The sequence below is a fragment of the Microbulbifer yueqingensis genome (genome assembly GCF_900100355.1).
Lineage (GTDB): Bacteria > Pseudomonadota > Gammaproteobacteria > Pseudomonadales > Cellvibrionaceae > Microbulbifer > Microbulbifer yueqingensis.
Map to the genome: position 1 here is coordinate 204,326 of NZ_FNFH01000002.1, position 26,234 is coordinate 230,559.

Here is a 26,234-nt window from a genome sequence, read left to right on the forward strand (position 1 = left end):
CGCCTCCTTTAATTCAGGGCCCCTGCCCGGAACTACGGGGTTCACCCGCAGCCGGTTCAGCCCCAGCCGGCTCCCGCGACGGCGCGTCGCGCACCACCCGCAGCATTGGCTCATCCGAGCGGAATATCAGTCCGTGGATCTCCGTGGCTGCCTGCCCCTGTAATAGCTGCTGCAGGAACTGCACGATTTCCGCCGAAATTTCCTGCCCCGGCACCAGCACCGGTATCCCCGGCGGATAGGGCACTATTTCGTCGGCGCTGGTGCGCCCCACCAGCCGCCGCTCTGCCTGGATACCATCGTCCATCAGCGGCAACTCCTCGGCATCCGAGAAGTAGGCGTCAGCCGGCAGGCAGGTAAGGCAGGTGAATTCTGGCAGGCGCCGCGGCCGGCCGGCCCGCAGCCGCCGGCGTCGCTGCTGGGCGAGTTGCTTCACGGCGTGGACCAGCCGCAGCAACTTGCTCTCGGTACTCCCCAGGGTCACCAGCACGCTGATGGTGTTGTAAGTAGTTTTCTCCACCTGGATGCCGTACCGGTCGAAGAGACGGATCTGCATTTCCTTGCCCGAATAACCACTTGCCGATATGTCGATGGTTACCTTGGTGGGATCCAGGCGGATATTGTCTGCCGCCAGCGGTCCCGGAATCAGCTCGTCCTGGCCGAGCGCGCGAAACACGCCGGTCTCATCCACCGCCCGGCGCAGTTTTTCCACCATACGCATGCACACGCGTAAACGACTGTAACCTTCCATAGCCATCTGTTTGCGCGCCACATCGAGGCTGGCGATCATCGCGTACTGGGGGCTGGTAGACGCGTGCATGTTCAGGTTTTCCCGGAAGCGGAATTCATCAAACTCCGGGTCCTGCACGTGGATCATGCTCGCCTGCGAAAATGCAGAGAGCATTTTGTGGGTACTCTGCGTGACGTAATCGGCCCCGCATTCAAGTGCCGTCGGGCGCAGGTCCGGGTGGAAGTAGCCATGTGCGTACCAGGCCTCGTCCACCAGCACTTTCACCCCACGCGCATGGGCGCGCTCGATGATCGGCTGCAGGTCATAGCGGAGCCCGTCATAGGTGCATGAAGTGACCACCAGCAGGCGTGCATCGCCGTGCTCCTCCAGGGCCCATTCGATATCGGCCCTGCGTACAGGGCCATAGATGCCGTACTGGGGATGCAGCACCGACTTGAGGTAAACGGGCTCGCAGCGGTTGAGTACGATGGCATGGTGCACCGACTTGTGACACGCCTGGTCGACGATGATCTTGCCCCCGCCGCCCAGGATCTGCTGGATCACCACCTTGTTGGCGGTCGAAGTGCCGTTGGTGAGGAAAAAAGTGTGCTCGGCACCAAAGGTTTTCGCCGCCAGGTCCTGTGCCTCCTGGATTACTGAGTGGGGTTCCAGCAGGCTGTCCAGCACCTGCACCGACACGGACAGGTCAGTATTGAAGATATGTTCCCCCATGAAACGGTAGAAATCCCCCACCCAGGGGCTGCTGCGCAGGCTGTCCCCGCCGGAATGGCCAGGCGTGTGCCACGCGTCCCTGGCGCTGAATACGTATTCCTTCAGGGTATCGGCAAAGGGAGTGGATGCGCGGCGGGCTATGAATGCCTGGACCAGGCGGAATATCTGGTTGAAGTTGCCCTCGCGTCGGTCAAACAGCTCATCAAAGCGCTGGCGGGCGGACACCGTCAACGAGCAGTCCTGGGCCACCAGGAAGACGTTCAACTGCGCCCGGAAGGCATACAGCCGGTCTGCCAGCTGCTCCGCGGCGGCCAGCCCCGCCGGCTCGATACCGGCATCGACGATCAGCGCCTGCAGGTTCGCCTCCTGGCGCAAAACGCGCTCTACTCCCGGCAACGGGACTGACTCGAAGCGCAGGCCAAAAGGATTCTCATGCTGGCTGGCAGTGATATTCAGTGCCTCGACCCACTCGCCCGCCAGTTGCTGGTCGGAACTGATCAGCACCACCCGGCATTCCAGCGACTGCCGGCGCTCGGTCAGGTTGCCCAGGTCAGGCATGGTCAGGCCCACACGCATAAGTCACCCATACAGCATAGTCGCTGCACCGGCACCGGGCGCCTCACGCCACACGCAACCTGCTGATTTTATGGGAAATCCGGGTGCTGGAGAGCCCGAGCAACAGGGACCTTCCCAACTGCCTGCGGTCAGAATTTATCGCTGCGCACCCGGCCGTCGAACTCCAGGCATTCCCGCACCCGCTGGCGCTGGACCGGGGAGAGCTCCCCAAGGGAAAAGTAGGCCAGTTCGGAATGCTCGTTCGACAGGGTGATGGCGCCGGAGTCCGCAAAATGAGCGCGAAATATGAAGACATGCGAGCGGTAGACACGGTGGTAATAGACGCCGCTAAGGTAATCGATCCGGACTTCGCGCCCCAACTCCTCGCGACACTCCCTCAACAGGGCCTCGTGTATTGTCTCGCCCGGGTCCAGGGCACCCCCGGGCAGCCCCCAGTTGCGATCCGCGTAGGTGGCCCGCAGCTGCAGGACCTGCCCGGTTTCATTGGTGATCACCGCGTGGGCGCTGAGGCGATAAGTGTCTTCGAATCCCATGCTGACTCCCGCCAGTTGAACCCCTGCTCATCCATTTCCGGGCGCTGCCGGCAGGCCGCGCGGCACTACTGGGTTCCGCGGGCGAGCTCGAAACCGACACCGAGCGTATTCACCGCCTCATCGTAATCGATCAGGCTCTCGCCGTAACCGGTAAAGTATTTGACGTATCCGCGCACCCGGCTGCCGAGGGGAAACCCCCAGCGTAGCTCGAAGGCCCCGTGGTTGTCCGAGCGCAGGTTATTGCGCAGCATCATGGACACACTGTGGCCATTCGCACCGGTAAATGTACCGGCCAGCTCGAAGTGACCCAGGTACGCCTCGATATCCGGATTGTCGTCATTCTCGCGATCCTCCGGAATCCGGTACCAGGGCTTGAAACTGATAATGACATTCTCCCGTTCGAAGAAGAAATTGGCATAAATACGGTTCCAGCTTCGCGACAGGCTCCCGCTGCGACCATTGGACTGGTGATTGATCGCCAGCTGGTTGGCCACGTTCTGGAAGCCGAGCACCGACCAGTCGTTGAGCCAGGTAACGATCATTTCCGGCTCGTGGTTCGTTTCCCGGAAGGGTGAGGAATCCTCGGAGTTGTAGGCCTGCCAGAAGCTTTTGTTTGTATAGGCCAGGCTCATGAACGAAGCCTTGCCCAGGAAGCCGCGCCAGACCGGAACCTGCACCGAGAGCTGGAACTGAACCTCGACCTTATCGAGCCTGGTGTCAGCCCCCTCCACATCAAAATCCTCGAGGCCGGCCTCGTTGGGCGACGGGTTGTAGACCACCGGCAACAGGTAATTGACCTTGTGCGAGGCGAGTGTGAAGGGGTTGTTGGCCGCGTCGCGGATTGCCTGCGCGGCCTTGCTGGTCTCGGCTTCAAGAGTGGTCTCGGTCTCGCCCGGCGGCGGTTCTGCCACAGTGCCAAAGAGCGGCTGCGGTTCCCGCTCTGCGGGGATCTCCCGCACCCGCACGGCACAGAATCGACGCATTTCCTCCAGCGTGATACTCGCGGGGGCCACCAACAGCTGCTCGCGCAGGCAGGCCTGCTCCTGCTCTTCGAGGCTGGCCTCCGGGGAAAGCTCACTCGCCTGCCCGGCGCTCTCTACCTCGCTTTCAGGTTCCGGCTCCTGCGCGTCGGCCGCAAATACGCCCGTCGCCAACAGCGCAAGCAACAGATGTTTCAAAAACCTAGTCAGTGGCAATTTGCCCTCCCCCGGATTCACGTTCGATAACTAGCGGGCATATTTTATCGTCGCAGCAGTCCCAGCGGCTGCCAGGTTTTCGTGGCTGGCGACTGTAGGCCAGGCCCCCTGGGATATTCACAGGCACGAAGTATTCATTGCCCGCTAAACGGTTTTTGTGAGTAGTGAAGTTTCCAGCCAAAATTGCGCGGCAGCGTCACTCGCCAATGGGGATGCCGCCTCCTGGGTGGCTGTGCACTTTAACCCGGGAGGAATGCGGCCGCCAGACCGGCATCAGAGGTTATACGCTCGCGCGCCGCCCACCGGATCGCGGCGGCACCGATGAAGGCCGTGCCGGAGAGAGGTTTCGGGAAATGTGCGGGGGCAATGGCGACTGATACCGCGCCGCTACCCCGCCGCCAGCCTCAGCCTCCAGCGCAACTCGCGCCGCAGGCGGGATTTCAGCCGAGCGCGCCCAGGGCGCCGGACCACTCCAGGTCGCGCAGGCGCACCTGCCACAGGCGACCGGTGCTCGATGGCCAGTCGTAACCCACCAGCAGGCCCCGCCGGTCGACATAGCAATGGGCATCGCGCTCCGCCTCATCGCCCTGGTAGATAAAGCCAGTCACATCGGCACCCAGCTCGTGGGCTCCCTGGCTTGCTCCGGCTCCCGACATGGGGCGGGCGGAGCGGTGGCTTACCCGGGGAGCGAGCAGCTTGCCGCGTTGCGACGGATCGACGATATCCGGGGATACCACCTCGAGTCCCCGCTCGCACTGTTGCAGCTTCAGCAGCAGTGGGCCCATGAAGATACGCATCAGGGGAAACAGTAACCGCGCGCAGCCATCGAGGCGCGCCTCCTGGGGACCATTGGGGCCGGTCCAGCAGGCCTCGATATCATCGCCCAGGGCGGGTTTGTCGCCGTCCGGGCATAGCAGCCGGTAGCGGGCCGTGACGTCGTCGACTTCGTCGCGCCAGGTCAACTCGCACTCGGTCACCAACCCCTTGTCGAGCACAGCCCCGACCTCCAGGCCGAAGCGCTCTGCCCCGACCAGGCGCTGGCTGACCAGCACCTGCCGGCCTTCTTCATCCCTACCCAGCTGCCAGTAATCGCGCACCGGCATCTCGCGGCCGTCACAGCTGTAGTAGTAGCGTCCCTGCGCCAGATTTGACTTCAATCGCATCGCACTCCTCCTGCCCGTCCTGTGATCACAACCTTGTGAAAGCACTGGACCAATGCTGCAAAAAGTATTGCACAACGGGAGAGAAATACGCCGCGATTGGCGCCGCAGGAAACGCAGAAAAGTATTTGCGCCAGAGTGGTGCAGGCGCGCCACCACGGGCCGGTAGCATGGCAATCGGCGCCCCGGAGGTGCCCCCCTCATACCCGCTACCTGTTCACAGCCGGGGGGCGTCGTCACGGACGCCCGCGGCCGTCAACTCAGAGGTAGCGCTGCCAGAAGATTGCCGCCCCGTGGGACTCATCGAGGGTGTAGGGTTTGAAACCCGCCTTGCGGTAGGCGGTCTGGGCAGGCAGGTTCTTCTCCAGCACTTCCATGGTCAGCTTTCCGCAACCGCGGGCGCGGGCTTCCGCCGCCACCAGCTCCAGCATTGCGGAACAGACTCCGGCACCCCGCGCGTCCCGGTGTACCACCACGTCATGGATATTGACCAGCGGCGCGCACTGGAAGGTCGAGAACCCGGTAAAGCAGTTCACCAGGCCGATGGCGCGCCCCCCCTGGTAGGCCAGCACGGTGAACGCGCCGGGAAAGCCGGCCAGCTTTTTCACCAGCTGCTCGCGGCAGAACTGGCTCAGCGGCTCTCCACCGCCGAAAGGATCGCGCGCATAATGATCCATCAGCGCGATAATATCTTCCCCCTGGCGCGCATCCGTATAGTCAGCCAGTTTCACCTCTACCGGTGCTTCCACAACTTCGCTCATCGCAGTTTTCCACTATCTCAGTCAGACGTTTGTTTGCCTGCAGCCACTGCCCCATCGCCGCTGGTCGCCACAGACTCTTCTTCCCCATTGAACAACCGCTTGTAGCTGCGCACGCGGGTGCGTTGCTTCCACAGCCAGCGTACCCGGGCTTTCCGTCGGCAAAGGGGCGTCGCGCGAAAGGCGCGGCGGCGCACGCGCAGGGACAAGCGGGCCGGTCGACGTCGGGCCATGGCCTAACTCCTCAGGTGCAATAACAACCGGACAGCGGCTGCTGCCGCAGCTGCTCCGGGACCCCGGCAGCTTACCAGATCATTGGCAAGGGTTCAGGCAGGCCGGCAGCGCCACGCAACTTGGCCGGAATTGCCAAAAACGCTATGCTCACCGATCACCAGAACCCAATGGTCACTGACCCGTTCCGACCATCGATACCGGGATAAGATTTTGCATCCACTCAAGCACCTACTGAACAATAACGAGCAGTGGTCCCAGGCCACGCGCCGTGAACAGCCGGATTTCTTCCTCAAACTGTCAAAACAGCAGACGCCGGAGTACCTGTGGATCGGCTGTGCCGACAGCCGTGTGCCCGCCAATGAAATTGTGGGGCTGCTGCCCGGAGAGCTGTTCGTACACCGCAATGTGGCCAACGTGGTGGTGCATACGGACCTGAATTGCCTGTCCGTGCTGCAGTACGCGGTGGAAATCCTCAAGGTCAAGCACATCATCGTGTGCGGGCACTACGGTTGCGGCGGTGTCCAGGCCGCGCTGGAAAACCAGCAACTGGGCCTGATCGACAACTGGCTGCGGCATATCCAGGATGTCCGAGAGAAACACCACACGCTGGTGGACCTGTTCCAGCAGAAGGAGCGCGTCGACCTGTTATGCGAGCTCAACGTGCTCGAACAGGTCATCCATGTATGCCAGACCACCATCGTCCGCGATGCCTGGCGTCGGGGCCAGGAGCTTTCCGTGAACGGCTGGGTTTACGGCCTCAAGGACGGGCTGGTGCACGACCTGGGCATCTCCATTGCCAACCCCGGGGAAATCTCCGAGGTCTACCACAGCGCGCTCACCAATATCGCCCAGCGCGACGTCGAGTAGCAGACTTAGCGCCATATTTTCCTTACACTGCCAGACCTCACCACCCCGGCCCCGGGGTGGCGGGTCGCATCCGTAATCAGCGGCAGGAAGTGCCGCGTCGCGGCCCGGATTCACGCACGAAGTACGCTTAAAGCCGGGGGAGTTGATGACGCAATACCGTGTATGGGAATGCCAGATCTGTGGCTGGATTTACGACGAATCCAAGGGCTGGCCGGAAGACGGCATTGCGCCCGGTACCCGCTGGGAGGATATTCCCGAGCACTGGAGCTGCCCCGAGTGCGGCGCCGCCAAGGCAGAGTTCCTCATGCTCGAGGTAGAGGCCGCGAGCGAGCCCCCCAGGCCCTCCGTAACGGAAACTGACACCAGATCGGCAGCAGACAGGGAAGGGACAATCCCCGCCCGCCAGACCGGCACCCGGATCTGGGAGTGCATGGTGTGCGGCTGGGTCTATGACGAGGCCAAGGGCTGGCCGGAGGACGGCATCGCCCCGGGTACCCGCTGGGAGGACATCCCGGAGGACTGGTGCTGTCCCCAGTGCGGCGTGGGCAAGGACGAATTTGACATGGTACTGGTGTCAGGCGGGGCGGAAGCTGCCGAACCCGCCACCCCGGCAGCCCCGGAAATCGACAGCGACGCGGACCCGCTGGTGATCATTGGCACCGGTCTCGCCGGTTACAACCTGGCGCGTGAATTCCGCAAGCTGGATCGCACCACCCCGCTGGTGCTGGTCACCGCAGACGACGGCACCTTCTATTCCAAGCCATTGCTCTCGGCCTCACTGGCCCACGGCAAAACCCCGCAGCAGCTGGCCACCAGCTCCGCCGAGGAGATGGCGCGGGAGCTTCACGCCGAGATCCTCGTCCACACGCAGGTGGACGATATCGATGCAGCCGCGCGTACGCTCACCCTGGTACCCGCCAACGGCAGTCACCGGGCTTCCCTGCGTTACGCCAGGCTGGTGCTGGCTACCGGCGCCAGCTGCCGTCCGCTGCCCCCCATCGAGGGCGATGGCCTGGCGCGGCTGTTCCGCGTCAACAGCCTGGACGATTACCATGGTTTCCGCACCGCACTGGCCAACCGGCGCCGGGTACTGCTGCTGGGCGCGGGCCTGATCGGGTGTGAGTTCGCCAACGACCTGGTGCAGGCTGGCTACGAAGTGGATGTGGTTGACCCGCTTGGCTGGCCGCTGGCCACCATCCTGCCGGAAACGGCGGGGCGCGACCTGCGCCGCAAGCTGGAAGCCGCGGGCGTGCACTTCCATACCGGAAGCCGGCTGGAGCGACTCGAGCGCCGCGGCACCGGCCTGTACGCGCAGCTGGACAACGGCAAGGCAGTGGAGGCCGATCTCGCCCTGGCCGCCCTCGGCCTGCAGGCGAACACCGGCCTGGCACAAGCAGCAGGCCTGGAGGTGGGCCGCGGTATTCGCGTCGACCGGCAGCTGCGCACCAGTGACGAGAATATCTTCGCCCTCGGTGACTGTGCCGAGGTGGACGGCCACCTGCTTTACTTTGTCGCCCCACTGATGGCCTGCGCCCGCTCACTGGCGCAGACCCTGGCGGGCAGCCCCAGCAGCGTCCAGTACGGCGCCATTCCGGTAGCGGTCAAGACCACACTGCGCCCCACCACCGTATGCCCCCCGGGGGCCGGTGCCGAGGGCGAGTGGCAGGTGCAGGCCGACAGCGACGGCGTGCAGGCGGAGTTCCGCGACGGCAGTGGGCGCCTGCTGGGCTTTGCCCTGACAGGGTCCCGTATCACCGCCCGGGACGCCCTGGTCGCCGAGTGCGCCCCCCTGATGAAAACTGACTCCTGAGTCGGAAGACTGTGCGGGGCCATAAATGGCCTCGCGCAGGCACTCACGAGGTAAAACGCGCAATTGGCGCCCTTTTCGCGTAGAATGGCCGCCAACCCGAAATTTGCTCAATTTTTGACCAACGGTATGACGACAGACAGCACCACAGCTCCCCATCCCGTACCCGACCAGAGTCGCGCCCTGCGCGACACCCTGGGACAGTTCGCCACTGGTGTGACCGTGGTGACCACGACCGATGCGAATGGGCAGCCCGTAGGCATGACCGTCAACAGCTTCAATTCGGTGTCACTGGATCCGCCGCTGGTACTGTGGAGCATCGACAAGGAATCCCTCGGCTACGACGCCTTCACCGCCGAGGGGCACTTCGCCGTGCACGTGCTGAGGGCGGACCAGCAGCATGTCTCCAACCTGTTTGCCGGTCGCGGCGCCGACAAGTTCGGCCAGGTGCGGTGGCAGGAGGGCCCCAACCAGGTCCCGCTGCTGGCGGAATGCGCGGCGGTGTTCCACTGCCGGCTGGCACAGTGCATTGAAGGCGGCGACCATACCATCCTGCTGGGTGAAGTGCTGGATTTCACCGCCAATGGCGGCGAACCACTGATCTTCCACCTCGGTCGCTATCGCGCCCTGGCCGGGGACTGATTTCCCGGTAGCGGCGCTCGCCTCCTCGCGGCGCAAACGCGTCTGCCAAAACTCTCACAGAATGCGCTGACCGGCCTTGGTTGTTCTGTCATCTTGACGTCATAATTCAAGGGCAGACTGGACATTGCGCAACTCTCGGGCGGTGACTTATGCAGACACCCGGTACCCTCTTCTGCTTTGCCCACCGGGGCATCCGGCAGAGAGCCTCAGAAAACACCCTCCAGGCCATCGAGCACGCGCTGGAGTACGACGTGGACGGTGTCGAGATCGACATCTGGAATGTCCGCGGCCAACTGCTGGTCAAACACGACCGGCGCCTGGGCCGGCTTATCGCCGGCAGCGAACTGCTCACCGACCTCTGCCCCGATGCCCTGCGTGAAAAACTTTTGCCCTGTGGTGGACGGGTCCCCACCCTGCGCGAAGTGCTGGAGACCGTGGGCAACAACTGCCAGCTCAACATCGAGATAAAGGGCCCCAACTGCGCCGCACTGGTGGCACAGGAGCTGGAGTCCTATGTTCGTGATACCGGCGCCTGCTTCGAGCAGTACCTGGTCTCGTCCTTCGATCACCGCCAGCTCTACGAAAGCCTGCAGCTGCTGCCTGAGGTGCGCCGCGGGGTGCTGCTGGCCGGCATTCCACTGGAGCTGGCCGCCTGCGCCGAGCCCCTCAAGGCCTATTCCATGCACCTGAGCCTGGACTTCGTCAACGCGGAGCTGATTGCCGACGCCAGGCGCCGGGGGCTCCGCAATTACGTGTTTACCGTCAACAACATCGACGACCTGCACCTGGTGGCTGCCATGGGCGCCGATGGCGTATTCACCGATGAACCGCAGCTGGTGATGGACTACAACGAGGCGAAAACCGCCGAGATGCTGTTCCTGGACCAGGATGGTCAGGATACACACACCGTAGGGCCGCTCTGAGATCGAGCTCCCCGCACAGGCAACAAAAAAGCCGGCGCAAGCGCCGGCTTTTTTGTTGGGTAGCGTGCTGGATCAGAACTGCGCGCTGGCGCGCAGGTACCAGAAGCCACCGTTAAAGCCAAAGGGCGAGGTCAACGACTGGCGTACGCCCAGGTACTGCAGCGTCGGGTCGGATTCCTCATCGGCCTCTACGTCGAAGATATTCTCCCCACCGACAGCAACTTTGTAGTTATCCGCCAGGTTGAAGGTAACCTCCATATCGGTCAGGACCTTGCCGCTGTAAGTGGCGGGGCCGGATCCGAACAAGCCGCCGGTTGACTCCCAGTCACTGAAACGGTTGAAGCGCAGGTAGCCATTCATCAGACCGCCGGTGTCGTAGTCGAATGTCAGTGCCGTGCGGTCGCTCGGCACCTGGTTTTCCAGGTCGTACACGCGCAGGTCATTGATGGTATTCGGGGCAACATCGGTAACTTCCTGCTGGTTGTGGTTGTGGCGCAGGTCCACGGTCAACAGGTTACCGGCCACTTCGAAATCGCTGGTGATTGCCAGGTCGATACCACTGACCTCTGAATCGTAGGCATTGACGAAGAAGTTGGCGTTGCTGCCGGCAAGCAGTGCGGCGTTATCAATACCGGCGGCACTGAGCTGTGCAACTTCCTCAGCACCGATGGCGTTGTTGCGCAGAGCCAGGCGATCATTGATTGCAATGGCGTAGTAATCGATAGTGACACTGGTGTTTTCGAACGGCGTAATCACTGCCCCCAGGGTAAAGCTTGCGGACTCTTCCGGGGTCAGCGGCACCGCGCCAAGGGCTTCAGCCACCGGGTGGCTGACCGGATAGGTACCGTTCGGGATCAGGTTGCCACTGGCATCCGCCGTGGTGGTGACGTTCAGCGTGTTGACCTGGCCGGGCGTCGGCGCCCGGAAGCCGGTATTCAGGGTGCCGCGCAGTGCAAAGGCCTCATTGAAGTCGAAGCGCCCGGAGAGCTTCCAGTCAAAGGTGGAACCAAACTGGTCGAAGTCTTCATAACGCGCTGCGGCACCGACAGTCAGGCGATCGGTGATGTCCGCCTCCAGGTCCACGTAGGTGGCCACACTGTCGCTGTCGTAGCTACCGGCTGCCTCAACGGGGAAGCCCTGGAAACCATCGGATCCCACACCGAATTGCGCCGCGGTTGGCCCGGAAACTATCGATGCCTCGTCGCCGGCGCCGATCTCGTAGGTCTCACGGCGCCACTCCATGCCAAATGCCACGTTCAGCGGCGAGGCCAGCACGCCCAACTCGAAGGGTTTCACGAAATCGGCATTAACGCTCGTTTCCTTCTGGGTCAGTGTGCCCGGGTTGAAGGTTGTGGGCGAGAGTGAGCCCAGGCTCGGGTTGATGGAATCCTTCAGCACGTAAGCCACTTCGTTTTCCGCAGTGCGCGCACGCAGATCCCAGGACATACCGGACGCCAGCTCACCGCGGCCGCCGAATACGGCAGACATATCGGTGATGCTCGCGCCGAACTGGGGGTTGTAACCGCCCGGGAACTGGCTGTAGATCGGGTTGCGCAGCACGTAGCCACTGGCGCTGGAAGCATCGGCAACCAGGTAGTTCGAGGGGTCGAGCCCATCGGCAAGGATTGAATCTACCAGCGACTGCGGAGCGGGATCCGGCATAAAGTCGCCATCGCTGTCCACCTGCAGTGTGCCGCGCGCGGTGAATTCATGCTGCGGTTCCAGCACCGGGCCGCGGTAGAAGAAGTCCGAGATAGTCTCGTTGTCGGAATACCCGAAGTTACCATACAGCTCGACACTGTCGGTGATGTCATAGCCGGTATTCACGAACAGCTTGGTGGTCTCCACTTCCGGGTCACCCCAGCGCTGGCCGAGTCCTTCCAGCGGCACCAGTTCCTCGCCCACAACACTGCCCACGTACTCGGCATCCGGACGGGCCGCGCCGCGCCAGGTCTTGTCCGCGGTGGAACGTTCGATGGTAGTATTCACGAAGCCGCGCTCGCCCAGTGCGAAGCCGGCATTGGCGGATACGCTGTTGCGCATGCCGTCGCCCGCAAAATATTCCCCGGTCTGCGCCGATACGTTAAAGCCTTCGGCATCGTCTTTGAGGATCACGTTCACCACACCGGCAATGGCATCAGAGCCATACTGGGCCGAGGCGCCGTCCCGCAGCACTTCCACCCGCTTGATCGCGGCGGAGGGCAGCGCGGAGAAGTCCACCGCCTGGGCGCCCTGGTTTACAGTGCCCAGCGGTGCCACCTGCAGGTTCACCAGCGCCGAGCGATGGCGGCGGGTACCGTTCACCAGTACCAGCGTCTGGTCCGGCGACAGGTTACGCAGCGTTACCGGACGGATAAACGCGGTACCGTCGGCGATCGGGAAACGCTGTGTATTGAATGATGGTGCAATCTTGGTCAGCGACTCGGTCAGGTCAAAGCTCGCCTGGTCCGCCAGGTCCGCGCCGCCGACCACATCCACCGGTGACAGTGTTTCGGTGGGGGCTGTGCCCTCGCGGCGGGTACCGGTGGCAATCACCTCTTCCAGTACCCGGTTGTCCGTGGCAGGAGCCTCGTTTTCCTGCTCCTGGGCAAATGCGCCGGAAACCGGCACCGCCAGGGCAGCGGCAACGGCCAGTGACAAGGGCTTGAATGAATATCTACGCATGATGGGACCGTCCTCTCTCGTTTATAGTTTTTATGCTTATGCCACCGACTCCCACGCCGCCGGATATCCGGCCAGGACGCGCGGTGATTAATATTTAATCAGCCATACGGTGTGGCTGCTCTTTTTCGGCAGGTCAGAGTATGCAAACCGGGCATAGTGGGCAATGCTTCAGAACAATTGACAAAGATCAAGTGGCGCAGAAGAAAAATTTGTTACAGGCGATACTGAATTGCCCGCCAAATGAGGCCACCATTACAAATTGAGGGGAACAAAGCGGAGAGCCATTTCTTACTCATGGCTGGTGCGGAATACTCATCCCCAAACAGACCGGAAAAGCCGTGACCAGTCGCACAGTCAGATCCAGCGTGACGGGATGAAGCGACACTTGTGGCAGTAAAGTCAGGACAAAGAACAATACTCCAGCCTCAGAGCCCGACCATTTCCCTGCGGCGCGGTATTTGGTTTACCCGTCTGGACAGGGAGCGGGTGGCCATCCCGCTCCCCCTGGCTATCCAGTTATCGGGCCGCGGTTTGTGAACCCGCGGATTCTGGGGTATCGAAACGGTCCAGGTTCATCACCTTCACCCAGGCATCCACAAAGTCATCGACGAACCTTTCCTCACCACCTTTAATCGCATAGGCCTCGGCGACCGCCCGCAGCTCCGAGTTGGAGCCGAAGATCAGGTCCACCGTAGTGGCTGTCCATTTCGGCTTGCCCGATTTCCGGTCCACACCCTGGTAGATGCCCTCGCCCTTCGACGACTTCTGCCAGTCGGTCGACATATCCAGCAGGTTCACGAAGAAATCGTTGTTCAGGGTGCCCGGGTTTTCGGTGAACACGCCATGTTTTGCGCCGCCGGTATTTGCTCCGAGCGCCCGCATCCCTCCCACTAGCGCGGTCATCTCTGGCACGGTGAGCGTCAGCTGGTCGGCCCGGTCCACCATTGCCTCGGCGGGGGGCATGGCGCTGTCCTTGCTGTAATAGTTGCGGAAAGCATCTGCCTTGGGCTCGAGCCACGTAAATGACTCCACGTCTGTCATTTCCATGGTGGCATCTGTCCGCCCGAGCTTCACGGGCACTTTCACATTGTGCCCTCCCTTCTTCGCCGCCTGCTCAATGGCGGCAGATCCGCCCAGCACGATTACATCGGCGAGTGAAACCTTCTTTCCACCGGACAGGGACTTGTTGAAGTCCTGCTGAATGCTCTCGAGCTTGTTCAGTACCTTTGCCAGTTCCTGCGGATTATTCACCGGCCATTCTTTCTGCGGCTCAAAGCGGATACGGGCACCGTTGGCCCCGCCCCGCAGGTCGCTGCCGCGGAACGTAGAGGCCGAGGCCCAGGCGGTGCGCACCAGCTCGGGCACTGTCAGTCCGGAGTCGAGGATCCTGGCTTTAAGTTGTTCCGCATCGCCGTCGCTGAGGAGCTTGTGATCCACCGCTGGGACCGGGTCCTGCCAGATCAGGTCCTCTTTCGGAACTTCGGAGCCCAGGTAGCGCGCCCTGGGGCCCATATCCCGGTGGGTCAGCTTGAACCACGCCTTCGCGAACGCCTCATCGAGCTCCTCGGGATTGTTCTTGAACCGCTCGGAAATCTTGCGGTAGGCCGGATCCTTCTTCAGGGCCAGGTCCGTGGTCAACATCACCGGCGCATGGCGTTTCTTGGGATCGAAGGCATCCGGCACCAGGTTTTTCGCATTGGGGTCGGTGGGAATCCACTGGATGGCGCCCGCCGGGCTCCGGACCTGCTTCCACTCGAAGTTGTAGAGGTTCTGCAGGTAATTGTTACTCCACTGGACAGGAGTAACGGTCCAGGCGCCCTCGAGGCCACTGGTAATGGTATCGGGGCCTTTGCCCTTGCCACATTTGTTTTTCCAGCCGAAACCCTGCTGCTCGACAGGGGCAGCCGCAGGCTCCGGGCCGATACAATCCTGCTTGACCGCGCCGTGGTTCTTGCCGAAGGCATGGCCGCCGGCAATCAGCGCGACGGTCTCCTCGTCGTTCATGGCCATGCGGCCGAAAGAGGTGCGTATCCGTTCGGCGGCGGCGAGCGGGTCACCGCTGGAATTCGGCCCCTCCGGGTTCACGTAGATCAGGCCCATCACCGTGGCCGCCAGGGGGTTTTGCAGCTTGCCACCTTTACCAAAACGTTTGTCGTCCTCCAGCATTTTGGTCTCCGGCCCCCAGTAGACCAGGTCCGGCTCCCAGTCGTCCTCGCGGCCGCCGCCGAAGCCGAAAGTCTTGAAGCCCATGGACTCCAGGGCCACATTGCCGGTCAGCACCATCAGGTCGGCCCAGGAAAGCGCATCGCCGTACTTCTGCTTCACCGGCCACAGCAGGCGCCGGGCCTTGTCCAGGTTGGCGTTGTCCGGCCAGCTGTTCAGGGGATCGAAGCGCTGCTGGCCGCCACCGGCACCGCCGCGACCGTCCGCAACGCGATAGGTGCCCGCACTGTGCCAGGCCATGCGGATCATCAGCGGGCCATAGTGCCCGTAATCCGCCGGCCACCAGTCCTGGGAGGTCTTCAGCGCTTTCTCGATATCCGCCTTCACCGCCTTGAGGTCGAGGCTGTTGAAGGCCTTCGCATAATTGAAGTCGTCACCCAGGGGATTGGATTCAGCGCCGTGGTCGCGCAGCGGTGAGAGATCCAGCTGGTCGGGCCACCAGAACTGGTTCGACTTGGGCCTGCCCAGGGGCTCCCTCTCGGGGCCCTCGGGCTTTCCCTTGGCCGAGAGTGGCGGCTCCTCCTCGGCGCCTTGATTTTCATCCTGTGCCAATGCGGGATTGAACAGCAGCATCGACGCAGAAATCGTCAACAGGGCCCAACGCGAAATATTCTTATTGAACATGGAAATGCCCTCCCGGGAACAAGAAATACGGCCTGAACAGTAAGATAAAAGAGATTTGAGGAGGCGGGGGGTTAAGTGGTGGAGAAACGCGACCAGAGGAGAGCTTATGCGCCAAATGCCGTGATTAATTTTACCAATAGGACTGGAAAGCAATAGAAAGCTGGGAAGAGGCCCTTGGCGGCCTGTAAATGTAGACCTGTGAAACTAGAGACCGCTGAACAGGACTTTTTATAACCACTTTAAATTCCATTTGGCGCTGGCCGCCTCTTCTACAAACCTATAGCAGGCCAGATCCAGAGGGCATGCTTATCGGTCTTCTATTCTGAATAAATAGACATAATTATTTTTTGAGAATTACTTTACTCCAACTCACTTATAATTTTTTGTTTGAGAACTTCATATGAACCTACTACCTCTCTACAGCCGGCTTCAACCCTCTCCATTCTTTCCGCACTCGCCTCAAACAGTATTGGCATATCATCTTCGCAGCTTACTGCACTATATTTTTCAACACCATTAACATCAGAAAAGATTTCAAACAAACCCACCAAGTAACCAAGAGTAACCTTCATATTTTCATACCGAGCAGCTTCCCCCGCCCTACAAAAATCGTAATAGTTCTCCGGCATCTGCATCACCAAAATCAGTTGCTTCTGCCCAGGCTCAACAGGGAATGACTTAATATTTAATCCTACACTTATAACTTCCGACTCGGAAATCAAACCTTTATAGCTCTTTTCAACCCTCAACTGATACACATAACTAAAGCACGCATTACCAATTGACGGAGAAAATACTGTTTCAGCGAGAACCTCTCCCTCAACCACATCAAGCGCCAATTCGAGAGCTTTAGTTTCGCTTGTCGAATACACAGCTTCTGAATTAGCGATAGCCAACTCAGAACAAAAGAGTAAAAACGACAATAAATATCTATTCATCTCTTCCCCTTAAAAGGACCACCCCTGGGAAGCACACATATTCGCGGACAAGCATCGACTATAACCATTTAAGTTAGACCAAACATGGGAAACGTTGTTATTGCCAACTTCAAATCCATTTCTGTGGGCCAACTCATGACCAAAAGTTATATAACCTCGCTCTAACGGTGAAAAATAGCCACTTAGCTCCATGCCATCCGGGAGAAATATCCTCCCATTAAAACCCATTACGGAAGTGCGATATAAGGTTATTTTCTCAAAGAACAAAAATTTTGACCTTTGCCCATTAATGTAACTTCTCCTGGCATCAACAGGTTCAGTACTTAACCACTCTTGAAATTCTTTAGCGCTTTTCGTCTCATATCTTGTAGTTGAACCATCAGCATTCCTTTGCTTCCCAACATATTTATCTTCAAATTTTACATTATCTTCACCAGCGGTGATTTTCGAAAAGCGCTCCCTTCTTTCGGATTCGGTGCCTTCCGTCGAAAAGTCTATTTCACCTTCTGCAGAACTTTCGCTAATTTGAGCTGTACTTGCGGCCTCAATAGCTACGGAAAATGCAGCAAAAGCAGCTCCGTTGCCAAATTTACCACCAGTAGCTCTGGATACAGTACCAGCAATCGTGACACGGGCGACAGCCCTGCCCAAATTAGCCCACCCCTGGCCAGACTGCAATTTCAATCCCTTAGCTGACCCAACAGCCGCACCAATACCAGCACTTACGAACCCGTGACCAAACTTGCCCCCCTGGAGAACACTAGTAATACCGCCTACCACTCCCGAGGCCAGCATCCTGGCGGGCACATTCTCCATTCCAGGCAGTGCCTGCCCTATTCCCGCAAAGGCTGCAGCCGATACCCCCTGAATAACCCCGGCTTTGAGGGCCTCACTAAAGCTCGCCCCCTGGGACAGAGCATCCAGGAAGCCGGCTGCTCCCATGATCAAACCTATCGCCCAGACTGCAGTGACGTCCGCAGCGGCAATAAGTGCCATGGCACCCAGGGTGAAAATAAAGTATCCACTAGGATCAGTCGCATTCAGCGGATTATTCCGCACGTAGGAATACCGATTGAACATCTGCGTATCCGACGCAGCCTGCACAAACGGGTCCGCCTGCATAAACCGCCCCAGACGCGCATCGTAAATGCGCCCGTTCATATGCACCAGGCCCACCTGGTCCAGCATCTCGTGGCCGGTGTAACCGCGGGTGGTCAGGCTGGTGTCGAAGCCGGTCAGGTCGGCTTTCACCAGCGCCTCCCAGCTCTGCGCGTTACGGCGCTGGCCCCAGGCGTCGAAGGACATCTCCTGCACCACGGCGCCATTGGAGTCGGTAATCACATCGATGGAGCCCAGGTGATCTTTATGCAGGTAGCGGCTGGTGCGCTGGGTGCTGCCGTCGGACTCGGTCGCCAGGGTGACCACGGCGCCGCCGGGCAGGTAGCGCTTGATCTCACGGAAGCCGTCCGACCGCTCGATCTTCTCCACGTTGCCGATATAGCGGGTCTCGGTGCGGGTGCCGCTGCTGTCGGTGTCGATGCGGAGGTAGCGGCTCCGGTCCGGCCCGTACCTGAACTCGGTGGTATGGCCGCCCTTCTGGATCAGCAGTGGCTTGTCGAAGGTGCTGTACTCCAGGCTGCGGCCGCTGGTGTCGCTGACCATGTTGCCATTGGCATCGTAGTGGTAAGCCACCCCGTCCGAGGTCTCGCAGACTGCATTGGGACCATAGCCCCGGTCGCACCCACTGCCATAGCGGTAGTGGCCGACGTCAGACTTGTAGTCGATATTGCCGAAACCGTCGTACTTCACCGTCTGCGCTGCCCGGCCGCTGACCTGGGCACTGCGCAGGCGGTTGAGCCCGTCGTAGTCGAACTCCTCGTACAGGTCCTTGTTGCCGCTACGCTCGTGGCGGTATTCCAGGTTCCCCAGGTTATCCCACTCGTAGGTAAGGTCCTGGACCTGGGTGACGCCCAGCACCGATGCCGACTGGCGCTCCAGGCGGCCGGTGGCCGGGTCGTACTCCCGTACGGTGGTGACACCGTTGCCCTGCAGGGAGCGGGTTACGTTGCCGCGCTCGTCCATTTCCAGCACGGTGTAGTAGTTCTCGGCGGCGGCCTGGTTGATGTTCTCGGCATCCACCACGGCGCTCAGGTAACCGTACTGGTTGTAGCGGCTCTCGGTGGCGCTGCTCCGCCAGCTGCCGTCACCGGCCGCGTCGAACTGCTGGAACGGGCGACCGTACTCGTCGTAGGTTGTCCGGGTCCAGTGATCATCACCCTCCGCAAGGCTGGTCAACTCACTGTCCGGGCGACCGAAGCGATCGTAGCTCGGCACGCGGGCAAAACCGGACTGGGCGTCGATTACACCCAGCAGCGCGCCGGGGGGCACGTCCTCGTCCCAGCCCGCTTCGTTGTTGTAGGACCAGAGGGTATCGCCCTCGATATTGCCCGCGATGCTGCTGTCAGGAACAAAGTCCTCGCCCCGCTCCTCGCCGACACTGCCATGGTCGGTCCGGCTCACCAGGCGGCCCAGGCGGTCGTAACGGTTGATCACCACCTGCTGTTTGGCGTCTATCTGCCACTCCAGCTCGCCGAAGCCGTTGTAACCGTAGTGCCACTCGCCCTTGTCCGGATCGTTCATGTACTCCTTGCGACCCAGCTTGTCGTAGCGCATCTCGGTCACCGGCACGGTTCCGCTGTCCGCCGCCCGGCGGGTCACGAACCGCAGGTTGCCCTGGGCGTCGTACCGGTACTCGATTGTGCCTTCCAGGTGGTCCCGCACATAGACCAGCTCGCCCTGGGCGTTCCTGGTTTCGGTCTTGGTGTGGCCCTCGGGGTTAGTGGTGACCGTGGTGTAACCCCGGTAGTCGACGTGCACGTCGTGAGGGATACCGCTCTCGAGGCCCTCGTAGCCATTATTGCTAACGGTACCGGGCATATCCGTGCCGATGACCCGGCCGAGGATGTCATAGTCCATGACAGTCCAGAACTCGCCGGCCCCCGGGCTGCCGCCATAGGGTTCCGACTTGCGCGTTACCCGGCCCAGGTTGTCGTACTCGGTATCCGCGTAGACCCACTGACCGTCGAAGCCCCTGGTCGCAGTGCGCGTTTCCCGCGCCAGTACGTCGAAGCAGGTCAGGGACTCGCCGCCCCCGGCCTTGCGGGTAACCTGCTGGTAGGCAGTACCCTCGGGACAGTGGCTGCCCGCCGCGGCCAGCAGGGTGATGGAGTGCGCGCCCGTCTCGCTGTAGTCCAGCACCTTGCGGCCAAAAGCGTCATACCGGTGGAAACTCGACACGCCCGCCATGTCCGTGACATGCACTGGCTGGCCGAGATGATTTCGGTCTTTTACGCGCTGCGCGACCTGGCCGTAGACGTTCTCCTCTCTTTCCAGGTAGCGACCGCGGTTGCCCTTGAAGAAGGAGTAGCTACTGCGGGACTCCTCGCCCGCGGTGGAGCGGGTGATGCCGGCCTTGTTGCCGAAGTCATCGTAGGTATAGGTGGTGGTGAGGGTGAGGACCGCATCCTCCGCATCCGGTTCTATCACTTCTTCCTTCAGCAAGCCCGCCCATTTACCGCTGGTGTAGTAGTCGAACTCACTGGTACGGAGCTCGCTGTCGTAAACACCATCGACGGTACGGCTGTGCTCGACCTCGGTCCGGGTCAGGCGACCCAGCTCGGCGAAGGTGGAGAGTGTGCGCTCACCGCCGCCCAGGGACAGGCTTCTGCCCGGACCGTACTCGTTGGTGGTAGCGGTGACAAAAGTATCGCCATCACCTGAAGTGGTCACAACGATGGACAGCGGGTTGCCGTGGGTGTCGTACTCATTCTCAGTCATCACGGACTTCAGCTGGCTGCCCTGCTCAGCACCGTTATTCACCAGCTCGTAAGAGGTCTCTTCCGTCTTCTCCAGCCAAGGCTGCAGCGGTCCGAGATCGGCACTGCCTTTTTCCCGCGCCCGTTCTGACCAGGCTTCCTGCCAGGCGTTGCCGGCGGCATTCTTCAGCCGCCAGGTATTGCGGGACTCGCTCAGCAGGTGGCCCTGGGCTGACCTGACTTCCGTGCTCTGCGGGTAGCCCTGGAACGGAAAGTCCTGGCGATAGGTGGTGGTGGTCTCCACCCCGGTCTGCTCATCGACGGTGGTAAGCTGCTCGAAGCCGAGCATGCCACGCCCGCCGGCCTGTACCTTGGCCTGGGCGTAGTAATAACTCACCGCGCTCTTCGCCGCGGGATTTGCGGCAGCGGGCGCGCTGCTGTCGACCCGGGTGACCACGTACATCGGCCCCATCAGCTCAAGTGTTGGCGATACCTTGCCCAGACGGTCCTCTCCCTCCCAGGCGTCGTTCAGGTAGCCGTAGTAATCGGCCAGGTCGGCCACCGCGTAGTCACGACACCATTCCGCGAAATCCCCAAGGCCTGGTTCGTACAGGCCGTCGCTGTATTTGGCGGACTTGCAGCGTTCCTCGGTAGTGGCACTCACGTCGCGACGCTTGTAGTGGCCGCTGTTGGTGAGGGAACCGTAACTGATATCCGTTTCCGCCCCCAGGCCGTTGGTGACCTTCTCCACCACGTTTACCGGTACGCGGAAACCACGGGCCAGATACAACTCGGCGATGTCGTCCTCGATGTTGACGTAATCGGTAACGCCGTCGCCGTTCATATCCACAAACAGGTGCGCCGCGTTCTTATCACCGCTGGTCTTGCGGAACGAGCCCGCCGGGCCAAAATCCTGCTCAAGGGTACGCCAGAGCCGAACCTTTAGCCGCGCAGCCTTGTCGTCATGCCAGACCAGGTCCACATTGCCGTCACTGTCGTAGTCGAAATACTGGCGCTCCCTGGGCAGCTCGCCCAGGTTCACTTCCGGCTCGAAGTCGCGACCGTTGTTGAGGCGGTAGTAACCGGTCGCGCCCCGGCGATAGATGATATCCGGCAGTCCGTCACCGTTGATATCCATTGATTCTACGGTATCAACCTCGCCGAGGAAGGCGTAGCTGCCGTACTCACCTACTGCACTGGAGGCCATTACCATCAAGCCGTTGTAATACTTACAGCCCCTGCTACCAGGCTCCTCGCCGGGGGGGCAGTCGGCGGTTACATTCAGGCTGGCCACCGGATCGACGATGCCATCGCCATTGAAGTCCGCGGGTCTGGTCGCGCTATTAATGGTGACAGTAACCCTGTCGAAGGCGCTCCTGGTGAAGCCATCGAATTCCACCAGTTTCCAGTCGATCCCCAGGTTAGCGGTGTGGCTATCACCGAAGCCGTAATAGGTACTGCTCGACGGGGCCGTAGATGGCTCCAATAGCCGGTATTCGTTGCCGGTGAGGTAATCAACCAGGCCATCGCCATTGATGTCGATGAACTTTGCGCGCCGCTCGGTAAGCTCCGGCAGGTAGCGCGGGCTCCCGGACAGGGTCCAGTTGCCATCCGCATCCGGCTGGGCGACCACCACGCCCCAGTGCTTGCGGTCGTTAAGATAAGTGACCAGGTCCGCACGGCCGTCGGCGTTATAGTCGATCATCTGCCATTCGTAGGGCCGCGAGGTGTCGTCGTCTTCGCGGTACACATTGCGTTCCGCCCCGAAGCCGTCGCCCTCAGCCAGCACGTACTTGAACCACTGATAGTCGACCTCGCTGCCACCGTCGCCGTCAGGATCGAAGTCCGGCTCCAGCCAGACCAGGTCCATGCGGCCGTCACCGTTAATGTCCGCGGGGCGGGTACCAACTGCAACGCGGTCCTCCTGAGTGCTCAGTGTTACCGTGTCGGCCGCATAGGAGGCGAAATTGCCGGGTTCCGGCAGGCGCCAATCGAACACGGTCCAGGGTTGGCACAGGTTATCTGCACACTGGCGAATGCGGGCGAGGCGGCTCAGCCGGTCTGCCGGGTAGTCGTCATATTCCAGCTCGTACTTGCGAACCTGTTGCAGGCTGCCAGCGACCGAATTCTGGACAAAGATGTTTGCCAGTCGTTCATTCGTGACCACGGCCTCGCCCGCGCTGAAGCCCTCAATGGGATCCAGTCGCTCTTCGTAATCAAATACGATCTTCGCACCGGGGTTGCTGCCGGCACCGGTGTAGGCATAGGCGATTTCCTCGATGCGGTGGCCTGCGCCAGTGCTGTAGAAAAACTGAAAAGGATTGCCGGCGCTGTCCTCGAAGCGGCTGATGGCCCAGGCCAATGCGCCGGAGTCGGTATCCAGCCGCGCCTGGTGATCCTGGCCGTAGTAGCTGATTGAGCCGTCCTTGCGCTCGACAGTGAAGTAGCCGGGATTCCCCGGTTCACCGCCGTGGGCCGTCACCACGGCAAAGCTGTCGATCTCGGTACGATAGCGGCTGCCCGGCTCACCATATTCGCCGGACACTACCAACAATCGCTGGCCGTCCAGGCAGAAGCGGTCCTCGGCGGTCCAGGTGATCGGCCGGGCCTGGCCGTCCTGGCCGAGCGTCTGGCGGCAACGGGAAATCGCCGACAGGCCGCCAATGCTCCAGCCGTGGCCCAACAAGCCATTGCCGGCCTGGCTGGAATAATTCAGGGAAACCTCGGGCACCACACCGGCGGTGCCGGCCGGCAGACTGAGCGGGATGCTGTAGGTGGCGGCGCCGGCCTCGTTGACCCGGAAGTTGCCGGGCAGGCTGCCTACCTGCGCGGCTACAGCCAGCTTGCCGGGATCGAGGGTGGGCATGGGTGCCGAATCGGGAGCAGTGGTAGTCACACCGTAACGACAAAGGTTCGCGCAGGGATCCAACCCGGCGAGGAAAGCCTCCCGGTTGGACGTACCATCACCATCCGCGTCACCCTCAGCGTCCTCGCTGTCGGTATCACCGAAGAACATGATCTCCCAGTAATCCGGCAGGCTGTCTCCATCGCAGTCGCGGGTGTATTCATCGCCCTCGTCGCAGCTGAATACCGCCCAGCTGTAATCCTGCGTGTAGAAATAATCGAAGCTACGCCGGGTCACCTCGTTAGTGGCCGCAGTGTATTCCATCGACTGCGCGAAGAGCGCCGCCACTGCTGCACGACTGGCACTGCCAGCGAGAGCGTCCAGCAGGCTCGTCCGGGTCCAGGTCTGGCCACCGGAGGTAAATTCAGGGTGGCCAGTGCTCCCGAACGCACGCGCGTAGAGAGCGTCCACAAACGCTGCATTGCCCTGCGTCGACGGGAAATTGGACTTGCCGGTATCCGAGCGCAGGAAGGCTCCTGCTACTTCGTCCACGCTGGCGCCGTTGACCAGTGCGTAGGTCCAGAAGGTGAGAACGTCCCTGCTCAGCTGCAGCGGTGGCTGAAGCAGCAGGCGATAGAGTCGCGCCGCCGCCTGGTACTCCGGTAGCTGGCTTTCAGCCGGTTGCCAGCTCAGCTCTTCCAGCTGCGCCGCCAGCAGGGATTTATCCCGGCTCTCCCACACCAGCTGATCCGGCCCGAGAATGCCACGGCCCAGGGCATAAACCTCGCTGCTGGCAACGGTGGTAAAGTACAGGGTGCCGTTACCAGCAAGCACCGGAGTCTCCGCAATTCCCGCGCCGGCCGGGTAGGTCCACTGAATGGCCCCGTTTTCAGCCTGTACCGCGTAAAGTACACCGTCCATGGACCCCTGGTAGATGATGCGCCGGTCGTCGAGCACGGCGGAGGACACCAGGTCGCCGCCTGTCTCCAGGCGCCACTTTTCCAGCCCCAGTTGAGTAAGGGCATAGAGGTTATCGTCCAGGGAACCTACATAAATATTACCGTTGACCGAGTCGATGGTCGGGGTGGCCTTCACGAGGTCACCGGTTGTATAGGGCCAGCCAGAGACTATGGAGCCGTCTTCGGGATTGAGTGCGAAAACCTTCTGCCCCGAGCCTACATAGATGGTTCCGTCGGCACCCACCGCAGGGCCTGAGGTAATCTGGCTCAGGAGCTCGATCTTTTCATCGCCGTAGGCAGTGATGCCGGCCTTCTCACCATTCAGGTTGTCTACTGAAACCCGCAGGCCTTTTTTCTTTTCGTCAAAGAGGATCGCCTGTGCAGCTTCGTCCAGGGATAACCGCACATAGGTTGCCGCATCTTCCCCGATCGGGGCTTGCCAGATCAGGGATTCGCCCGTCAGCTGCTGCTGCCCGCCGGTTTGAAGGTCGGTCAGGGTGAAAGTCGACCGCGGGTCCAGCCCGCTGCCTCTCAGTTGCAGGCACTGGCCGTCACAGGACGGTTGCGCCTCAAGGAGAGTTGGTGGTTGCACGGTGAGGGTAACTATCTCACCGGCCGGACTGCAGTCGAAGGCATTACAGGCTTTTGCCCGGTAGCTGAAGCTACCGGGTGATTTCTTTTCAAATTCGACTCTTGAAGACAGGTCGCCAGGTGAAACCCTCACCCATTCGGCGGTTGAATCCAATCCGCCGGCCTTTTCTTCCAGCAGGTAGTAATCGGGGCGTGGATAGGTGGTGACCTCCTTCCACTGCAGCGCGTATTGGCCGGTGAGATCGTAATTGGCGAAGTCCGGGGCCACCTGCAGCTCTTTGGGGGCCCGGGGGGCAGAGAGCACCACATCCATCCGGATTTCAGTGCCGAATTCACCGCAACCGGCCGCATTACAGGATGCCACCCGATATCGGTAAGTACCCTGCGCCTGGTTCGGAAGATAGGCAGACAGGGCGCCGTGGGGAGTGGGCACATCCTGGAAATCGGTATCCACGCCCTCCTGCAGCTGCTGGAGCATGTAGCCGTGCGTAGCTCCGGCACGCTCCTTCCAGGAAACGGTGTAATAGCCGGTGGTATTATCGGGGATCGGCGCCAGCTGCCCATCAACTTTGACCCATTCCGGGGCTTCCGGGGGCGCCAGGGCCAGGAAGGTTACGTCATGGTATGTCTCTGCTTCCGCCCCTTCGTTGTCGACAACCAGGGCGCCGACACGATAGGTACCCGCTGAGGGGACCGTCCATTGATACTCGTAAATATCCCTGCCCGATAACTCACCAACTTTGGCGCCGGCCCCGGCCACGGTCCCACCAACGAGGAAATTCACTCCATCAATGCTGCCATCAGGGTCGCTGGCCTCAGCCCGCAGGGTGACCTGCTGCCCTGCAACGATTTCTTGTGGCAGGGCATCCAGGTCGAAAAACACCTCGGGTTGAGAGTTCTCTGAAACAGTGACTGGAATGGTGGCTTTCGTTACCTTACCCGCGCTGTTGGTAGCCCTGACGATAAGCTGCGTCGTCTCCGACTGAACAGAGGGCCAGTTAAGGTAGAAACAGTTATTGCAACTCGTGTCGACCTGGGGCTTTTCATTCCTATTGATAATATAGTCTTCCGAATTGCGGAAGAACTCCAGGGATATAGCTCTCCCTCCCTCATCAACGGCATATGCACGCAGCGTCACGAAATCGCCGACCTTGAGCGTATCGCCGGCTTTTGGATCCAGCCAGGCAACTTTGGGGGCGGGTATCTTCTGGACGTTGACCGTTACCGGATCGCTCGGGGTACCACATTCCAGTGAGTTACAGGCAAAGACACGGTACTGGTAGGATCCATAGCTCCGACCATCCACCGGGAAGTTTGTCGCTTTATCCGCCGCTGACTTCTGTGAATAGCAGTTGCCATGCTCCTTCTTCGTGCCCGTAAGACTATTATCTGCGGAACACCAATCTACCTGGTTACCCTC

The 26,234-nt window shown here is 60.9% G+C and carries 14 protein-coding genes; 4 read left to right on the forward strand and 10 right to left on the reverse strand.

The window, feature by feature from the left end:
- Positions 1-13: 13 nt before the first annotated feature.
- The 6 genes from BLT26_RS04770 to BLT26_RS16205 all read right to left on the reverse strand — a co-directional run bounded on the left by BLT26_RS04770 (position 14) and on the right by BLT26_RS16205 (position 5,915).
- Complete coding sequence (locus BLT26_RS04770) at positions 14-2,035, reverse strand: aminotransferase class I/II-fold pyridoxal phosphate-dependent enzyme (RefSeq protein ID WP_091509419.1); 2,022 nt, start codon at positions 2,033-2,035, stop codon at positions 14-16.
- Positions 2,036-2,163: 128 nt separating this feature from the next.
- Positions 2,164-2,568: an NUDIX hydrolase gene (locus BLT26_RS04775; protein ID WP_091509422.1), complete on the reverse strand. Its 405-nt coding sequence runs from the start codon at positions 2,566-2,568 to the stop codon at positions 2,164-2,166.
- A gap of 65 nt (positions 2,569-2,633) precedes the next feature.
- Positions 2,634-3,746 (reverse strand): phospholipase A, encoded by a 1,113-nt coding sequence (locus BLT26_RS04780; protein WP_245720593.1) that lies wholly within the window; start codon positions 3,744-3,746, stop codon positions 2,634-2,636.
- A 458-nt stretch (positions 3,747-4,204) separates the two neighbouring features.
- Positions 4,205-4,927 carry a hypothetical protein gene (locus tag BLT26_RS04785; protein WP_091509423.1) on the reverse strand — a complete coding sequence of 241 codons (723 nt, stop codon included), beginning with the start codon at positions 4,925-4,927 and terminating at the stop codon, positions 4,205-4,207.
- A 257-nt stretch (positions 4,928-5,184) separates the two neighbouring features.
- Positions 5,185-5,685, reverse strand: coding sequence for a GNAT family N-acetyltransferase (locus BLT26_RS04790; protein WP_091509426.1), 501 nt, complete (start codon positions 5,683-5,685; stop codon positions 5,185-5,187).
- Positions 5,686-5,702: 17 nt separating this feature from the next.
- A complete protein-coding gene (locus BLT26_RS16205; RefSeq protein ID WP_139169404.1) occupies positions 5,703-5,915 on the reverse strand; it encodes a hypothetical protein in 213 nt (70 codons plus the stop codon).
- Positions 5,916-6,126: 211 nt separating this feature from the next.
- Between BLT26_RS16205 and can the strand changes: the two genes are divergently transcribed.
- The 4 genes from can to BLT26_RS04810 all read left to right on the forward strand — a co-directional run bounded on the left by can (position 6,127) and on the right by BLT26_RS04810 (position 10,155).
- The gene (can, locus tag BLT26_RS04795) at positions 6,127-6,783 is read left to right on the forward strand and encodes a carbonate dehydratase (protein WP_091509429.1); all 657 of its coding nucleotides are present in this window, start codon (positions 6,127-6,129) and stop codon (positions 6,781-6,783) included.
- Between the two features lie 145 nt (positions 6,784-6,928).
- Positions 6,929-8,593 (forward strand): FAD-dependent oxidoreductase, encoded by a 1,665-nt coding sequence (locus BLT26_RS04800; protein ID WP_091509432.1) that lies wholly within the window; start codon positions 6,929-6,931, stop codon positions 8,591-8,593.
- 126 nt (positions 8,594-8,719) lie between these two features.
- Positions 8,720-9,232, forward strand: a complete 513-nt coding sequence (locus BLT26_RS04805; RefSeq protein ID WP_091510946.1) for a flavin reductase family protein — start codon at positions 8,720-8,722, stop codon at positions 9,230-9,232.
- 149 nt (positions 9,233-9,381) lie between these two features.
- Positions 9,382-10,155: a glycerophosphodiester phosphodiesterase gene (locus tag BLT26_RS04810; RefSeq protein ID WP_091509436.1), complete on the forward strand. Its 774-nt coding sequence runs from the start codon at positions 9,382-9,384 to the stop codon at positions 10,153-10,155.
- Positions 10,156-10,227: 72 nt separating this feature from the next.
- Here the strand turns inward: BLT26_RS04810 and BLT26_RS04815 are convergent, their stop codons facing one another.
- The 4 genes from BLT26_RS04815 to BLT26_RS04830 all read right to left on the reverse strand — a co-directional run bounded on the left by BLT26_RS04815 (position 10,228) and on the right by BLT26_RS04830 (position 26,120).
- A complete protein-coding gene (locus BLT26_RS04815; RefSeq protein ID WP_091509440.1) occupies positions 10,228-12,819 on the reverse strand; it encodes a TonB-dependent receptor plug domain-containing protein in 2,592 nt (863 codons plus the stop codon).
- A 516-nt stretch (positions 12,820-13,335) separates the two neighbouring features.
- A complete protein-coding gene (gene katG / locus BLT26_RS04820; RefSeq protein ID WP_175453025.1) occupies positions 13,336-15,666 on the reverse strand; it encodes a catalase/peroxidase HPI in 2,331 nt (776 codons plus the stop codon).
- Positions 15,667-16,025: 359 nt separating this feature from the next.
- Positions 16,026-16,604 (reverse strand): hypothetical protein, encoded by a 579-nt coding sequence (locus BLT26_RS04825; protein WP_091509443.1) that lies wholly within the window; start codon positions 16,602-16,604, stop codon positions 16,026-16,028.
- A gap of 9 nt (positions 16,605-16,613) precedes the next feature.
- On the reverse strand, positions 16,614-26,120 hold the full coding sequence (locus BLT26_RS04830) for an RHS repeat-associated core domain-containing protein (protein WP_175453026.1): 9,507 nt from the start codon (positions 26,118-26,120) through the stop codon (positions 16,614-16,616).
- Between the last annotated feature and the right edge of the window lie 114 nt (positions 26,121-26,234).

Excerpts from the sequence above, each read along its gene's own strand:
- katG (WP_175453025.1), bottom strand. The coding sequence starts at position 15,666 with ATGTTCAATAAGAATATTTCGCGTTGGGCCCTGTTGACGATTTCTGCG.
- BLT26_RS04770 (WP_091509419.1), bottom strand. The coding sequence starts at position 2,035 with ATGCGTGTGGGCCTGACCATGCCTGACCTGGGCAACCTGACCGAGCGC.
- BLT26_RS04805 (WP_091510946.1), top strand. The coding sequence starts at position 8,720 with ATGACGACAGACAGCACCACAGCTCCCCATCCCGTACCCGACCAGAGT.
- BLT26_RS16205 (WP_139169404.1), bottom strand. The coding sequence starts at position 5,915 with ATGGCCCGACGTCGACCGGCCCGCTTGTCCCTGCGCGTGCGCCGCCGC.
- BLT26_RS04825 (WP_091509443.1), bottom strand. The coding sequence starts at position 16,604 with ATGAATAGATATTTATTGTCGTTTTTACTCTTTTGTTCTGAGTTGGCT.
- BLT26_RS04785 (WP_091509423.1), bottom strand. The coding sequence starts at position 4,927 with ATGCGATTGAAGTCAAATCTGGCGCAGGGACGCTACTACTACAGCTGT.
- BLT26_RS04815 (WP_091509440.1), bottom strand. The coding sequence starts at position 12,819 with ATGCGTAGATATTCATTCAAGCCCTTGTCACTGGCCGTTGCCGCTGCC.
- BLT26_RS04775 (WP_091509422.1), bottom strand. The coding sequence starts at position 2,568 with ATGGGATTCGAAGACACTTATCGCCTCAGCGCCCACGCGGTGATCACC.
- BLT26_RS04810 (WP_091509436.1), top strand. The coding sequence starts at position 9,382 with ATGCAGACACCCGGTACCCTCTTCTGCTTTGCCCACCGGGGCATCCGG.
- BLT26_RS04790 (WP_091509426.1), bottom strand. The coding sequence starts at position 5,685 with ATGAGCGAAGTTGTGGAAGCACCGGTAGAGGTGAAACTGGCTGACTAT.
- BLT26_RS04800 (WP_091509432.1), top strand. The coding sequence starts at position 6,929 with ATGACGCAATACCGTGTATGGGAATGCCAGATCTGTGGCTGGATTTAC.